The 14834-nt window shown below is 36.7% G+C and carries 12 protein-coding genes and 1 pseudogene; 11 read left to right on the top strand and 2 right to left on the bottom strand.

Annotation, left to right across the window (positions count from 1 at the left end; translation table 11 throughout):
- Window positions 1-81: 81 nt before the first annotated feature.
- Window positions 82-780 (bottom strand): GntR family transcriptional regulator, encoded by a 699-nt coding sequence (locus HT730_RS04810; RefSeq protein WP_173306965.1) that lies wholly within the window; start codon window positions 778-780, stop codon window positions 82-84.
- A 141-nt stretch (window positions 781-921) separates the two neighbouring features.
- Here HT730_RS04810 and guaA point away from each other — a divergent pair, with 141 nt between their 5' ends.
- Window positions 922-2484 (top strand): glutamine-hydrolyzing GMP synthase, encoded by a 1563-nt coding sequence (gene guaA, locus HT730_RS04805; protein WP_173306964.1) that lies wholly within the window; start codon window positions 922-924, stop codon window positions 2482-2484.
- Between the two features lie 90 nt (window positions 2485-2574).
- Window positions 2575-3417: a type II restriction endonuclease gene (locus HT730_RS04800; RefSeq protein ID WP_173218675.1), complete on the top strand. Its 843-nt coding sequence runs from the start codon at window positions 2575-2577 to the stop codon at window positions 3415-3417.
- A 33-nt stretch (window positions 3418-3450) separates the two neighbouring features.
- On the opposite strand, the gene HT730_RS04795 is transcribed toward HT730_RS04800, so the two are convergent.
- Window positions 3451-4359, bottom strand: a complete 909-nt coding sequence (locus HT730_RS04795) for a Dam family site-specific DNA-(adenine-N6)-methyltransferase (RefSeq protein WP_173218676.1) — start codon at window positions 4357-4359, stop codon at window positions 3451-3453.
- Window positions 4360-5457: 1098 nt separating this feature from the next.
- On the opposite strand from HT730_RS04795, the gene HT730_RS04790 reads away from it, so the two are divergent.
- The 9 genes and pseudogenes from HT730_RS04790 to HT730_RS10460 all read left to right on the top strand — a co-directional run.
- Window positions 5458-6744 (top strand): U32 family peptidase, encoded by a 1287-nt coding sequence (locus HT730_RS04790; RefSeq protein ID WP_173306963.1) that lies wholly within the window; start codon window positions 5458-5460, stop codon window positions 6742-6744.
- A 359-nt stretch (window positions 6745-7103) separates the two neighbouring features.
- Window positions 7104-7974 (top strand): annotated as a pseudogene (locus tag HT730_RS04785) (ABC transporter ATP-binding protein).
- 15 nt (window positions 7975-7989) lie between these two features.
- Complete coding sequence (locus HT730_RS04780; RefSeq protein WP_173306962.1) at window positions 7990-8718, top strand: hypothetical protein; 729 nt, start codon at window positions 7990-7992, stop codon at window positions 8716-8718.
- Window positions 8719-9094: 376 nt separating this feature from the next.
- On the top strand, window positions 9095-9304 hold the full coding sequence (locus tag HT730_RS04775; protein WP_031223021.1) for a helix-turn-helix transcriptional regulator: 210 nt from the start codon (window positions 9095-9097) through the stop codon (window positions 9302-9304).
- The gene (locus HT730_RS04770; RefSeq protein ID WP_000247408.1) at window positions 9294-9782 is read left to right on the top strand and encodes a DUF6773 family protein; all 489 of its coding nucleotides are present in this window, start codon (window positions 9294-9296) and stop codon (window positions 9780-9782) included. The genes HT730_RS04775 and HT730_RS04770 overlap by 11 nt, the downstream gene beginning before the upstream one ends.
- A gap of 115 nt (window positions 9783-9897) precedes the next feature.
- Window positions 9898-11358: a nicotinate phosphoribosyltransferase gene (locus HT730_RS04765; protein ID WP_173306961.1), complete on the top strand. Its 1461-nt coding sequence runs from the start codon at window positions 9898-9900 to the stop codon at window positions 11356-11358.
- Window positions 11355-12179 carry an ammonia-dependent NAD(+) synthetase gene (gene nadE / locus HT730_RS04760; RefSeq protein WP_173233308.1) on the top strand — a complete coding sequence of 275 codons (825 nt, stop codon included), beginning with the start codon at window positions 11355-11357 and terminating at the stop codon, window positions 12177-12179. Before HT730_RS04765 ends, nadE begins: the two co-directional genes overlap by 4 nt.
- A 346-nt stretch (window positions 12180-12525) precedes the next feature.
- Window positions 12526-13077, top strand: a complete 552-nt coding sequence (locus HT730_RS04755; protein WP_173306960.1) for a GNAT family N-acetyltransferase — start codon at window positions 12526-12528, stop codon at window positions 13075-13077.
- Between the two features lie 638 nt (window positions 13078-13715).
- The coding region (locus HT730_RS10460; protein ID WP_240151461.1) for a G5 domain-containing protein at window positions 13716-14834 on the top strand (1119 nt) is incomplete at its 3' end.

Below are 14834 nucleotides of genomic sequence, written 5' to 3'. Positions count from 1 at the left end.
CAAACTAGGAAACTAGCCGCAGGCTGTACTTGAGTACGGCAAGGCGACGTTGACGCGGTTTGAAGAGATTTTCGAAGAGTATTAATTGTTTTCAAGATAAAATTCAAATCGTTCGCCTACATACTGACTTTTTACGTATTCAAAAGCTGTTCCATCTTCTAGGTAAGAAACCTGAGTTAAACCAAGAATAGCATGTCCTTTTTCAACTTCCAAATAGTGGGCAATCTTTTCTTTAGCAAGACGAGCATAGATGGTCTGCTGTGATTTACCAATACGGTAGCCATGTTTTTGCAAGGTTTGGAAGAAGTGACTGGTGATTTCTTCTTTTTTAAAGTCCTTAATGAATTTCTCAGGAATAGAAGCAACTTCATAAACCAGAGGAACTTGGTCGGCATAGCGTACCCGTTCCATTCGGATAATATTGTCCGTTGGAGAAATTCCTAGTTTAGCAACCTCCTGCTCGTTGGGAATAGTTTTTCTGTAGGAAATGAGCTGGCTAGAGGGAACTTTACCTTGAGACTTAACAATTTCAGTAAAACTAGTTGTCCCTCGCATTTTTTCTTGTACTCGAGTACTGGAAACAAAGGTGCCGCTTCCTACACGACGCTCTAAAACGCCTTCTTCGACTAATAGAGATATAGCTTGGCGGAGGGTCATGCGACTGACCGCAAACTGCTCTGCTAAATCTCTTTCACTGGGAAGCCTCTCACCAATAGCCCAACGGTGCTCGTCAATATCCTTTTTAATCTGATCATGGATTTTCATATAAGCGGGTAGCATATTTTTCACTTCATTTCTATCTTTTCTCTATTGTACCTCAATAAACTAGAAAAAGTCAATCTTCGCCTTGTTTAGTTGGTAATTCGCCCTTATTTGTGATAGAATATTGAAAAAAGATATTTCTTTTGAGAAAGGAAAAAGATGAGCAACATTTCAACTGATTTGCAAGATGTAGAAAAAATCATCGTATTGGACTATGGTAGCCAGTACAACCAGCTGATTTCACGCCGTATCCGTGAGATTGGTGTTTTTTCAGAACTAAAAAGCCATAAAATTTCAGCTGTTGAAGTTCGTGAAATCAATCCTGTAGGAATTATCCTATCAGGTGGTCCAAATTCTGTATATGAAGATGGTTCATTTGATATTGACCCAGAAATCTTCGAACTCGGAATTCCTATTTTGGGAATTTGTTACGGTATGCAGTTATTGACCCATAAACTTGGAGGAAAAGTTGTCCCTGCAGGTGATGCTGGAAATCGTGAATACGGTCAATCAACCCTAACACACACACCATCAGCGCTTTTTGAATCAACACCTGATGAACAAACTGTATTGATGAGCCACGGCGATGCAGTTACCGAGATTCCTGCTGACTTTGTTCGTACAGGTACATCAACTGACTGTCCATACGCAGCCATTGAAAACCCAGATAAACACATTTACGGTATCCAATTCCACCCAGAAGTTCGTCATTCTGTATACGGAAATGATATCCTTCGTAACTTTGCCCTTAACATCTGTAAGGCTAAAGGCGACTGGTCAATGGATAACTTCATCGATATGCAGATCCAAAAAATTCGTGAAACTGTTGGTGATAAACGTGTCCTTCTTGGCCTTTCAGGTGGGGTTGACTCATCTGTCGTTGGGGTTCTTCTCCAAAAAGCGATTGGCGATCAATTGATCTGCATATTCGTAGACCACGGTCTTCTTCGTAAAGGAGAAGCAGACCAAGTTATGGATATGCTTGGTGGTAAGTTTGGTTTGAATATCGTCAAAGCAGACGCTGCTAAACGTTTCCTTGATAAACTTGCTGGCGTTTCTGACCCTGAACAAAAACGTAAAATCATCGGTAACGAGTTTGTGTATGTATTCGATGACGAAGCAAGCAAGCTCAAAGATGTGAAATTCCTTGCTCAAGGTACGCTTTACACAGACGTGATCGAGTCTGGTACAGATACAGCTCAAACTATTAAGTCACACCACAACGTGGGTGGTCTTCCAGAAGACATGCAATTTGAATTGATCGAACCACTCAACACTCTCTATAAAGATGAAGTTCGTGCCCTTGGTACAGAGCTTGGTATGCCAGACCATATCGTATGGCGCCAACCATTCCCAGGACCAGGACTTGCTATCCGTGTCATGGGTGAAATCACTGAAGAGAAACTAGAAACAGTTCGTGAGTCAGATGCTATCCTTCGTGAAGAAATCGCTAAAGCTGGTCTTGACCGCGATATCTGGCAATACTTCACAGTTAATACAGGTGTTCGTTCAGTTGGGGTTATGGGTGACGGTCGTACGTATGACTACACGATTGCAATCCGTGCGATCACTTCTATCGATGGTATGACAGCTGACTTTGCAAAGATTCCTTGGGATGTCCTTCAAAAAATCTCAGTACGTATCGTAAATGAAGTAGATCACGTTAACCGTATCGTCTACGATATTACAAGTAAACCACCTGCAACAGTTGAGTGGGAATAAGAAAAATTACAATAAAAAGGCTTTGAAATCAATGTTTCAGAGCCTTTAATTAAATAATCGCAAACAATTCGCAAACAAAGGAGAAATAAGATGTGTGATGATATTTTTATTAAAACAATTATTGAAAAATTACCTAAAATAGATGATAAAAACGCTTGGGACTTACTTGGTTTTGTAAATGAAAAGAAAGAAGTTTTCCCATTTGGAAATGATTCAAAAATAATAGGACGATTATTTGAAGTGATAGTATATCCATATTTGCTTGAAGTTGCAGAGGAGTTAGGATATAAGTTGTTTGAATCTGAAAAGCAGACAGTCTATCCAGATTTTTATTTCTTGAAACCTGATAAGAAAAGAATTGCACTTGATATTAAAACAACTTATCGACAATTTGATAAACAAGGTCAAATTAAAGAGTTCAATTTTACAGCTGGAAGTTTTACTAGTTACTTAAGAAATGGAACTAAAAATATTGATGGTAATTATAGTGAATATGATAAGCATTATATTCTAGGTTTTCTATATTCAAGGAATGAAAGTGCAAGTATTAGAAAGGTTAATTTAGAATCAGAAGACATTTCTTCAATAGTACCAGCTTATAAAGATGTAGAATATTTTGTTCAAGAAAAATATAAAGTAGCTGGTACAAGTAAAGGAAGTGGAAATACAGATAACATTGGAACCTTTAAATCTAAAATAATTAAGGATTTTCAAGATGGTAATGGTCCTTTTAGTAAATTAGGGAACGACCTTTTCCATATTTATTGGGAAAATTTTCCTAAATATAAAGATTCTCAAGAAGTAAAAGATAAACTCTTTAATAACTTAGAGACATTTACAGAGTGGGGAAAAGAAACTAAACAATTATCAACCGAACAATTAACACGACTTGAAAAATATTTATCAGTTGAAACAAATAAAGAATGTGAATAATAAAAAAAGGATACACTTTGTATCCTTTTTTATTTAGAATAATAGAATTTGTTGTTGTTCGTGATAAACTTCTTCTAAATTCAAATGTTTTTCACTTATTACTAAAGCTTCTATCATTTTATTTCTATTAGATTCCTTTGCTCCTAAGTGATAAAAATGTTCAGTAGTTAACAACTTTCCATCCGTCCATTTTTCCATGTGGGTATTTTTTCTATACTGATTTTCGTACCACATACTAAAGGCGTATCCTGCTTTTCCTTTTTGAGTAAGTTCTGCGAGTAATGTCGCGTATTCTTCACTCCAAGAATCATAATATCCATCATATCGATCAATGTACGGAGGGTCTAAATAAACAAAGTCATTTTCTCCCATCATCTCAAATGCTTTAGTGAAAGGAATACAGATAAATTCCCAATCTTTACCCTTCATTATTTTTTCAATCCATGAAACTTGATTTACAATTTTTGTAATCAATGCTTTTTGAAATCTCTCTGGTTTTCGTCCAAAAGGAACATTATAATTACCTTTATTATTAAAACGTATCATTCCATTAAAATTGGAACGTTGTAAAAATAAAAAATCTAAAGAGCTATGTTCTTTATTAAATCGATCTCTAACTTCATAGTAATAAGATGTCTTATCAGCCGGAGTACTAGATAATTTAGTTGCTTCATTTTCTAAAAAAGTTCTAACTGTTTGAGCAGTAATCTTCTTTGATTGAATATCTTTGTAAAATTGAATGATATAGGGATTGGTGTCACTAAAAATAGCCTTCTGTGGTTCTAAATTAAAACCTACTACACCAGATCCCATAAATGGTTCAAAGTATGTTCCTTTACCATCCCACTTTATTGATTCAGCAATAAATGGAACTAATTTAGTTTTTATTCCTTGGATTTTAATAGGTGGTACTTTAGGTGTGATAATTTTTTTAGGTAACAATTGTAATTCTCCTCCCCTACTATATGTATTCTATTATAGCATTTTTTATACTTTTTTCTTCAGAAACTGATTATAAACTTCTCCTATTCCTAAAATGTAAAGTTAAGCGCATAAAATATTTAACACTACAAAAAATAGTCAAATAAATGTATTCTGCATTAAAAATTGATCTAACCATTGTTGAACCTTCTTTATATAATTTCAGTGTTGTAATTATTTCACGCCACTGTTATAAAATAAGTGTCGTGTTTTGTCGACACATAAAATTGAAATAAAAAAAATAGGCTTGAAGCCTAAATTTTTCCGTGACGCACTAAAAGAGAACCCCTCACTATCATTCTGATAACAAAAGAAGTGGTTACATAATTTGTTTCTGTATATAGAGGTAAAATCTTTTTTAACTCAGCAATATCATCAATAGTAGTTTGATTTACTTGTAAATCAGTTCGAGTTTTTGGGGCACTTCGTTCTTCAACTTGAGACCCAAATTTTAATACTTTATCCCAGTTTTGTTCAGCAGTAATTTTTTTAGAATCTAAATAAGCTTGATTTACGACAAACCCATTAGTAAGATGAAGATTATCAAATTCTCCAGTTGCTTTTATTTCTTTTTTTAGAGCATCGATACTATTTCGTGTTTCTATTGCTAGTCTAACAGCTAATCTTACTATATCACCACCTTTTTATTACTAATACTATTATACAAAAAATGTTGTGTTTTTGTTACACATTAATTTCAACTCTGCAAACAATAGAAATTAATTCTAATAAATTCTTATAAAAATAACTAGTATAAATCCTTAATTTTAAACTATATCAAACCTTATCAATTTAGAAAACAATAGAATGGGAATAGTCATCTAAGGACTAATTTATGTAGTTTAATGAGCCAGTATCTTTGGGTACTGGTTTTTACTTTTCTAGACTTTTTGACTACCTGTTAAAACTGGGTTAATTTTCGACAGTTTAACAGTTATTATGCAAAGTTTAAAAGATTAGAATTGTCAAAACAATCCGTCTAGGCTTGATTTTATCTCTTATTTACTATAAAATGAGAAGGAAAAACGTCAAACTTTTATATTGCAAATAGGAGAAAACATGACAAAAACATTAAAACGTCCTGAGGTTTTATCACCTGCAGGGACTTTAGAGAAGCTAAAGGTAGCTGTTCAGTATGGGGCAGATGCTGTCTTTATCGGTGGTCAGGCCTATGGTCTTCGTAGCCGTGCAGGTAACTTTACCTTTGAACAGATGGAAGAAGGCGTGCAGTTTGCGGCTAAGTATGGAGCTAAGGTCTATGTAGCTGCCAATATGGTTATGCACGAAGGAAATGAAGCTGGTGCTGGTGAGTGGTTTCGTAAACTGCGTGATATCGGGATTGCAGCAGTTATCGTATCTGACCCAGCCTTGATTATGATTGCAGCAACAGAAGCACCAGGCCTTGAAATCCATCTCTCTACCCAAGCCAGTGCCACTAACTATGAAACCCTTGAGTTCTGGAAAGAGCTAGGCTTGACTCGTGTCGTTTTAGCGCGTGAGGTTTCAATGGAAGAATTAGCTGAAATCCGCAAACGTACAGATGTTGAAATTGAAGCCTTTGTCCATGGAGCTATGTGTATTTCATACTCTGGACGTTGTACTCTTTCAAACCATATGAGTATGCGTGATGCTAACCGTGGTGGTTGCTCTCAGTCATGCCGTTGGAAATACGACCTTTACGATATGCCATTTGGGAAAGAACGTAAGAGCCTGAAAGGTGAGATTCCAGAAGAATTTTCAATGTCGGCTGTTGACATGTCCATGATTGACCATATCCCAGATATGATTGAAAATGGAGTGGACAGTCTTAAGATTGAAGGGCGTATGAAGTCTATTCACTACGTATCAACAGTAACCAACTGCTACAAGGCGGCTGTGGATGCCTATCTTGAAAGTCCTGAAAAGTTTGAATCTATCAAACAAGACTTGATTGATGAGATGTGGAAGGTTGCCCAACGTGAATTGGCAACAGGTTTTTACTATGGTATACCATCTGAAAATGAGCAGTTGTTTGGTGCTCACCGTAAAATTCCTGAGTACAAGTTTGTCGCTGAAGTGGTTTATTATGATGATGCGACACAAACAGCAACCATTCGCCAACGGAACGTTATTAACGAAGGCGACCAAGTTGAGTTTTATGGTCCAGGTTTCCGTCATTTTGAAACTTATATTGAAGATTTGCACGATGCTAAAGGCAATAAAATCGACCGTGCTCCAAATCCAATGGAGCTATTGACTATTAAGGTGCCTCAACCTGTTCAAGCAGGAGACATGGTTCGTGCATTAAAAGAAGGACTCATCAATCTCTACAAAGAAGATGGAACTAGTGTCACAGTTCGAGCTTAATGTAGTTGTTTAGTTTTAAAAAATTATGCAAAGCTCCATATACAACACTTAAACGAGATTAAAGAATGGCGAAATCCCTTGATGTGCAAGGGATTAGCTGTCCTTTTTTATTTTTTAAGTGATAAAGTCGGAGCTTAGGTATCCAAAGCCTATCAAATTAAACAAAGAAGCGATGCCGTCGATATTTTGAAATTATATATTTAAACTAAAAACTCTCTATCTTTTTGTGGTAGAGAGTTTTTTTGTTAATAAAATTTTACAAAATGACATTTATATATTGCATTAAGTTAGATATATGATATAATGTTGTTAAAAAGAGGCGCAACTTTTTAAACTCAATAAGAATCAAAGAGCAAACAATGAATATTAATGGAGGAATAAAAAATGGAAGTTATAAATGTAAGTAAGCATTATGGCCATTCAATCATTCTCAAAGGTATAAATTTTGCACTTAACAAGGGTGAAATTGTTGGTCTAGTAGGGAGAAACGGAGTTGGCAAGAGTACGTTGATGAAAATTCTTGTTCAGAATAATCAACCGACTTCAGGGAATATTATAAGTAGTAATAATGTTGGCTATTTAATCGAAGAACCAAAATTATTTTTATCTAAAACAGGTTTAGAGAATTTAAAATATCTGGCAAATTTATATGGTGTTGACTACAATCAAGAAAGATTTGGAAGTTTGATTCAAGAGTTAGATTTGACTCAGTCTATTAATAAAAAAGTAAAGACTTATTCTTTGGGTACAAAACAAAAATTAGCTTTGCTTCTAACTCTTGTTACGGAACCTGATATATTGATTTTAGATGAACCGACTAATGGTTTAGATATTGAATCATCACAAATAGTTTTAGCGGTTCTAAAAAATTTAGCTTTACATGAAAATGTGGGAATTTTAATATCGAGTCATAAATTAGAAGATATTGAAGAAATTTGTGAGAGAGTCCTTTTCTTGGAGAACGGACTTTTGACATTCCAAAAAGTAGGAAAAGATAGTCATAATTGCTTGTTTGAGATAGCTTTTTCATCAGCTACAGATAAAGACATTTTCATTACCAAACAAGAATTTGGGGATATTGTTCAGGAAGAGGGACTGAAAATTACTATGTCTGGGAATATTCAAAGTAGTGAGCTTTTTAAATTTTTTAACGAAAACTCTATTAAAGTAGTTGATTTTGAAACTAAAAAAGAGACGCTTAAAGATATTTATCTAAATCGTTCAAAATAAAGGAAGGTTATAATCATGAAATTAAATAAATTGAATTTTCTTAAGGAAAATATAAGGGATTTATATTCATCAGGCGTAATATATCTCGGTTTGATTATCTCGTTTATACCGCCGATATTGGTTACATTCTTTATTCTAAGGACTCAAGGGACATCGCTTGGTATTAAGCATATTTCAAACTTTTATGCTATGCTCGGTATGTTAATGGCTGTTATACATGCTAACCGAATTATTAGCAGGGATTTTTCCCACAATACGATAAGTTTATTTTATAATCAACAGAAAAATCGGATGATTTACGTCTTGTCTAATTTTCTATATGCCATCTCAGTTTCCATTATTTATGCTTTGAATGGTATTGTGTTACTAGTCATCGTAAGTAAATTGGGTGTTCCAGGTGCTTTAGGATTAGATTTTATAGTAGCCATTGTAGTCAATACAATTTTGTTAGTCCTATTTTATTTTCTATTATCTTACATTTTCTATTTATACAAATTGAAAAGTGGCTTGGTATTTGGTATTTTAGTAGCTTTACTACTCTTTATCCCTAATATATTAAATACGATTATGATGAATACTAGTAATGATTTGTTTATCAAAGTAATTGAACTTCTTCCTTTTTATTCTTTACCTGTATTTGTGGCTTCAAATACGATGTCTATTAGTCAGTATCTTGTGGCAACCGCTACAATCATTTTATTGTACTTGTTCACTCTCAAGAAAAGCAAGGAGTATTCATTTTAGTTTTATTTAGTATTATTTTGCAGACTTAAAATCCAGCAAAAAATCAGTCATCTTGCTATGCTCCTGCTCTTGTTGTGTACACGTTTTTGTCTTATGCTAGACTCATTTCCAAAAGCATTATATAATAGTGATATGAAATCAACTAAACAAGAAATACAAGCAATCAAAACTCGTTTAAAAGATCCTACTAAAGCTAATATTAAATAAAAATAACAGAGTAAACTAGGAAGTTTATTTCAAACAACAACATACTGATTTTAGGCTGAAGATAATATTGGAGTGCTAATTAATGAGGTTATAATAAATAGCTGACAACTTGTGTTGGTTTTGGATTTTTTAAGAGTAGATGAGTATTAAAATTATAAGGAGGACGCAGGTGGCTAAAAATTTAAAATTAAAATTAGCTCGTGTAGAGCTTGATTTAACTCAAGGTCAACTGGCAGAGGCTGTGGGGGTGACGCGCCAGACTATTGGTTTGATAGAGGCGGGAAAATACAATCCCAGTCTATCGCTCTGCCAGTCCATTTGCAGATGTTTAGGGAAAAGCCTAGACCAACTATTTTGGGAGGAAGAAGATGGTAAATAAATTTATTCATTATCAATTACTTGACGAAAGAGAAGAACAACTAATCAATAAAGCTGGGGCAGAATCCTTTTCCCTCTTTATTGGGCTTGTACTTCTAAGCTATTTGGTGGCAGTGTTGGCTCCATCTCTTTTTAATCCGAATTTTCTAGTCTATACTCTGATAGTAGGAATTTTCTTCTTTTTCAATCGTGCCCGTTATCTGGGAGTGACCTACTATAGTCGTTTTCATTTTACGATTTTGGGTTGTTTTTTCCTAACCTTGGCTATTACGGCTCTTTTGATGTTGCAGAATTATCAATTCAACATAGAAATTTATCAGCACAATCCTTTGAACGTTAAATACCTATCTGCTTGGGCGATTACTTATGTCATTTACCTTCCATGGGTCTTTATTGGCAATCTTGGTCTGAAGAGCTATGGCGAATGGGCGCAGAAAAAATTTGAACAAGATATGGATGAACTGGAGAGTGGTGAATAGCTTGTTACTCTTTTCTCAATACAGGTAAAATGTGATATAATAGTACTAATTTATTGAAATGCTTGAAAGTTTTTGAAAATTTTCATGTATTTCTAGTTAAGGAAGTAGGAAAAGTATGTATCCAGATGATAGTTTGACATTGCACACGGACTTGTACCAGATTAACATGATGCAGGTTTACTTTGACCAAGGGATTCACAATAAAAAGGCGGTCTTTGAGGTTTATTTCCGCCAACAGCCTTTTAAGAACGGCTATGCGGTTTTTGCTGGTTTGGAAAGAATTGTGAATTATCTTGAAGACTTGCGTTTTTCAGATAGTGATATTGCCTATTTGGAGTTGCTAGGCTATCATGGAGCATTCTTGGACTATCTCCGCAATTTCAAGTTGGAGTTGACCGTTCGTTCTGCCCAAGAAGGGGACTTGGTTTTTGCTAATGAACCGATTGTGCAGGTGGAAGGTCCTCTAGCCCAATGTCAATTGGTCGAAACGGCCCTTTTGAATATTGTCAACTACCAGACCTTGGTGGCGACTAAGGCAGCTCGTATTCGTTCAGTCATTGAAGATGAGCCTTTGATGGAGTTTGGGACACGTCGGGCTCAAGAAATGGATGCGGCCATCTGGGGAACACGCGCAGCGGTGATTGGTGGTGCCAATGGAACCAGCAATGTGCGTGCTGGTAAACTCTTTGATATTCCTGTCTTGGGGACTCACGCCCATTCCTTGGTGCAGGTTTATGGTAATGATTATGAGGCTTTCAAGGCTTATGCTGCGACCCATAAAAATTGCGTCTTTCTTGTGGATACCTATGACACACTTCGAATTGGGGTACCCGCTGCCATTCAGGTGGCGCGTGAGCTGGGTGACCAGATTAATTTCCTTGGTGTCCGCATTGACTCTGGAGACATTGCCTATATTTCTAAAAAAGTTCGTCAACAACTGGACGAGGCAGGATTTACTGATGCTAAGATTTATGCATCAAATGACCTTGATGAAAATACCATCCTTAACCTCAAAATGCAACATGCTAAGATTGATGTTTGGGGAGTAGGTACTAAGCTGATTACAGCCTATGACCAGCCAGCTCTTGGTGCAGTTTACAAGATTGTTGCAATCGAAGATGAAAATGGTCAGATGCGCAATACTATCAAGCTGTCAAATAATGCGGAAAAAGTGTCGACGCCAGGTAAGAAGCAGGTGTGGCGCATTACCAGTCGTGAAAAAGGCAAGTCAGAGGGCGACTACATCACTTATGATGGCGTAGATGTTGCCAGCATGACAGAAATCAAGATGTTCCATCCGACCTATACTTATATCAAGAAGACCGTTCGTAATTTTGATGCCGTGCCTCTCTTGGTGGATATCTTTAAAGACGGAAAATTGATTTACAATCTGCCTAGCTTGACTGAGATTCAGGACTATGCTCGTAAGGAATTTGACAAGCTTTGGGATGAATACAAGCGCGTGCTCAATCCTCAGCATTATCCAGTGGATTTGGCGCGTGATGTATGGCAAGACAAGATGGACTTGATTGACAAAATGCGCAAGGAAGCCCTCGGTGAAGGAGAAGAAGAATGAGTTTGCAAGAAACGATTATCCAAGAACTGGGTGTGAAACCAGTGATTGATGCCCAGGAAGAAATCCGTCGTTCCATTGATTTCTTAAAGAGATACCTGAAAAAACATCCCTTTCTTAAAACTTTTGTGCTAGGGATTTCTGGGGGACAAGACTCGACCTTGGCAGGTCGATTAGCTCAATTAGCTATGGAAGAACTGCGAGCTGAAACGGGAGATGACAGCTACAAATTTATCGCTATCCGCCTGCCATACGGAGTGCAAGCTGATGAAGCAGATGCTCAAAAAGCTCTTGCTTTCATCCAACCAGATATCAGCTTGGTTGTGAATATCAAGGAATCAGCTGATGCCATGACGGCAGCAGTTGAAGCGACAGGTAGCCCTGTTTCAGACTTCAACAAGGGCAATATCAAGGCTCGTTGCCGTATGATTGCTCAGTATGCCCTTGCTGGTGCCCATAGCGGAGCGGTTATTGGAACAGACCATGCTGCGGAAAATATCACAGGTTTCTTTACCAAGTTTGGTGACGGTGGTGCGGATATTCTCCCTCTTTATCGCCTCAATAAACGCCAAGGAAAACAACTCTTACAGGAACTTGGTGCAGACCCAGCCCTTTATGAAAAAATCCCAACGGCAGACCTGGAAGAAGACAAACCAGGCCTAGCTGACGAAGTAGCCCTCGGAGTCACTTATGAAGAGATTGACGACTACCTAGAAGGCAAAACAATCAGCCCAGAAGCCCAAGCGACCATTGAAAACTGGTGGCATAAAGGCCAACACAAACGCCACCTACCCATCACCGTCTTTGATGACTTTTGGGAGTGAAAACCTCCAGTGGAGGTTTTCAGCCCGAGTCTAAAAATAGGAAAGTGAGACAGGAATCGGTAACTCGAAGAGTTCGATTCCGTTGTCTCACCCCCGCAACGATGACTAGGTTTGAAAAAGCTTGCTAGAGCGCATTTCAAACCAGACAGCGACTGCGTCAAGGAACTAGATGAAAAACTTGTTTTTTAGTTATTATTGAGTTTAGTCTTTTTACCCTGAGCCTAGAAATAAGTGAGCGAGGAAGGTCCGGGGGACCTTTTTAGCTTATTATCTTGAAATTTAAAAGCAAATTAAATTTAAATTGAGCTTGGGCAGAGAATCACTTATCAGAAAGTGAGGTGGAATCATGAAAGCTATCGGTATGCAAACATTACAGACAGACCGTTTGATCTTGAGAAGATTTGTGGAGAGTGATGCAGAAGCTATGTTTCAAAATTGGGCTTCGTCTGCTGAGAATCTAACCTACGTCACTTGGGATCCCCATCCTGATGTCGAGGTCACTCGAAACTCCATTCGAAATTGGGTTGCCTCCTATACCAATCCTAACTATTACAAATGGGCCATTTGTCTCAAAGAGAACCCAGAGCAAGTGATAGGAGATATCAGCATCGTTGCAATAGATGAGAACAATTCTTCTTGTGAAATTGGCTATGTGTTAGGCAAGAAGTACTGGGGTCATGGTATGATGACGGAGGCCTTGAAAGCTGTCTTGGACTTCTGTTTTACTCAAGCAGGTTTTCAAAAAGTTAGAGCTCGATATGCCAGTCTCAATCCAGCTTCAGGTCGTGTCATGGAGAAGGCTGGAATGTCCTATCTAAAGACTATTAGCAATGGTGTAGAGAGAAAAGGCTATCTTGCGGACCTTATTTATTATCAGATAAGTAGGGAAGAATGTTGAATTCTCTTTTTTGTTTTCATTGAAGTCAACTATTTATTGTAAATATAATAATGGGTATTCCAAGTTTATTTACAACTTTAAAATAGCATATTGATTAGTACAAGACAGATGTTCTAGTTCCTTCTTTAATCTTATTTAGTATTAGTTAAAAAATCGCTTTAAGCTTGTAACTAAGAGGGAGCTAATCGACTAGATTCTCCAGCCGAACAGGTAGTAATATATGTTTTATAGTGTAATCCTAGCTGTTGTTAAATTTAAAATAGAATCCTCTATCGAGTTAGGGAATTAAATTCCACAAATTTTATTTATGTTTTTCATCAAAATATCTAATATTAAAACATTCTAATTCTGATGAACAAACTATTCGATTGCTACTGCATAGTTGTATAAGGAATGATGAAAGATGAGTGAAAATTATCAAGTTGGAATGTTTGTATTTAAATATATTAGCATGTATTTAGATAAGATGTCTGCAATCCTCCATATATTAGAATATGAGATTGATTACGATATAGTTAAAGTGTTAGTTCAATAATCAATATATCATTCTAAGTTTATTTAATATATGAAACATATTATTTAATATTTGCCAGAAAAGATGCTATACTAGAAGTAGTAACTTTTAGAAGGAGGATGTAATGGCAAAATCTAATACCAATAAGCGCTATGCATTACGTAAACTCGGAAAAATTTTTGGTTCTGTGATGGTCGGGCTAACTTTATTTTTAGGAGGAATCCTGAATACAAGTTTTGTTCATGCTGATGGAACAGGAGTGACATTTATTAAAGACGATACCCGCCGTAAAGGGGAGGAACCGGAGACTGATGTTGATGAAGTAGGAAATATTATTGTTAAAGTTCCAGCTAAGGATAGCGTTGAAACGAAAGTAATTCCAATCGAAACAGAATATGAAGCGGATCCAACTCTTGCTAAAGGGGAAAAGAAAGATGATCCAACTCGTCCAGGTAAGGCAGGAACTGAAACCATTACGACTACTTATAAAATCGAAGGTGGTAAGGCAGTAGAAGATAAGAAGACTAGTGAAGTAACAACTGAGATGGTTAAGAAAGTAGTTAAAGTCGGGACAAAACCGACTGAAACAACTGAGCCTACAATTTCCACGGAAGTGAGGTATGAAAAGGATCCAGAACATACAAGAGGAAGCCAACCTACGACTATTCCAAGCGAAGATGGACTGAAAACAGTTACGACTAGTTATAAAGTTGATTCTAAGACAGGCGATATTACGGTAGCAACTGTTTCGGAGACGGTTACTAAAGCAGCTACACCTATTATTGTTAAAGTTCCAGCTAAAGATAGCGTTGAAACAAAGGCTATTCCAATCGAAACAGAGTATGAAGCGGATCCAACTCTTGTTAAAGGGGAAAAGAAAGATGATCCAACTCGTCCAGGTAAGGTAGGAACTGAAACCATTACGACTACTTATAAAATCGAAGGTGGTAAGGCAGTTGAAGATAAGAAGACCAGTGAAGTAACAACTGCGATGGTTAAGAAAGTGGTTAAAGTCGGGACAAAACCGACTGAAACAACTGAGCCTACAATTTCCACGGAAGTGAGATATGAAAAGGATCCAGAACATACAAGAGGAAGCCAACCTACGACTATTCCAAGCGAAGATGGACTGAAAACAGTTACGACTAGTTATAAAGTTGATTCTAAGACAGGCGATATTACGGTAGCAACTGTTTCAGAGATGGTTACTAAAGCAGCTACACCTATTATTGTTAAAGTTCCG

The sequence above is a fragment of the Streptococcus sp. k-628 genome, from assembly GCF_013277475.1.
GTDB lineage: Bacteria > Bacillota > Bacilli > Lactobacillales > Streptococcaceae > Streptococcus.
Note: the sequence above shows the minus strand (reverse complement) of the source record. Positions and strands in the feature narration are given on the sequence as shown.

Bases quoted from the DNA above. Each gene is read 5' to 3' on its own strand.
- HT730_RS04755 (WP_173306960.1), top strand. From the start codon at position 12,526: ATGAAAGCTATCGGTATGCAAACATTACAGACAGACCGTTTGATCTTG.
- HT730_RS04800 (WP_173218675.1), top strand. From the start codon at position 2,575: ATGTGTGATGATATTTTTATTAAAACAATTATTGAAAAATTACCTAAA.
- HT730_RS04765 (WP_173306961.1), top strand. From the start codon at position 9,898: ATGTATCCAGATGATAGTTTGACATTGCACACGGACTTGTACCAGATT.
- HT730_RS04790 (WP_173306963.1), top strand. From the start codon at position 5,458: ATGACAAAAACATTAAAACGTCCTGAGGTTTTATCACCTGCAGGGACT.
- HT730_RS04770 (WP_000247408.1), top strand. From the start codon at position 9,294: ATGGTAAATAAATTTATTCATTATCAATTACTTGACGAAAGAGAAGAA.
- nadE (WP_173233308.1), top strand. From the start codon at position 11,355: ATGAGTTTGCAAGAAACGATTATCCAAGAACTGGGTGTGAAACCAGTG.
- HT730_RS04780 (WP_173306962.1), top strand. From the start codon at position 7,990: ATGAAATTAAATAAATTGAATTTTCTTAAGGAAAATATAAGGGATTTA.
- HT730_RS04810 (WP_173306965.1), bottom strand. From the start codon at position 780: ATGCTACCCGCTTATATGAAAATCCATGATCAGATTAAAAAGGATATT.
- guaA (WP_173306964.1), top strand. From the start codon at position 922: ATGAGCAACATTTCAACTGATTTGCAAGATGTAGAAAAAATCATCGTA.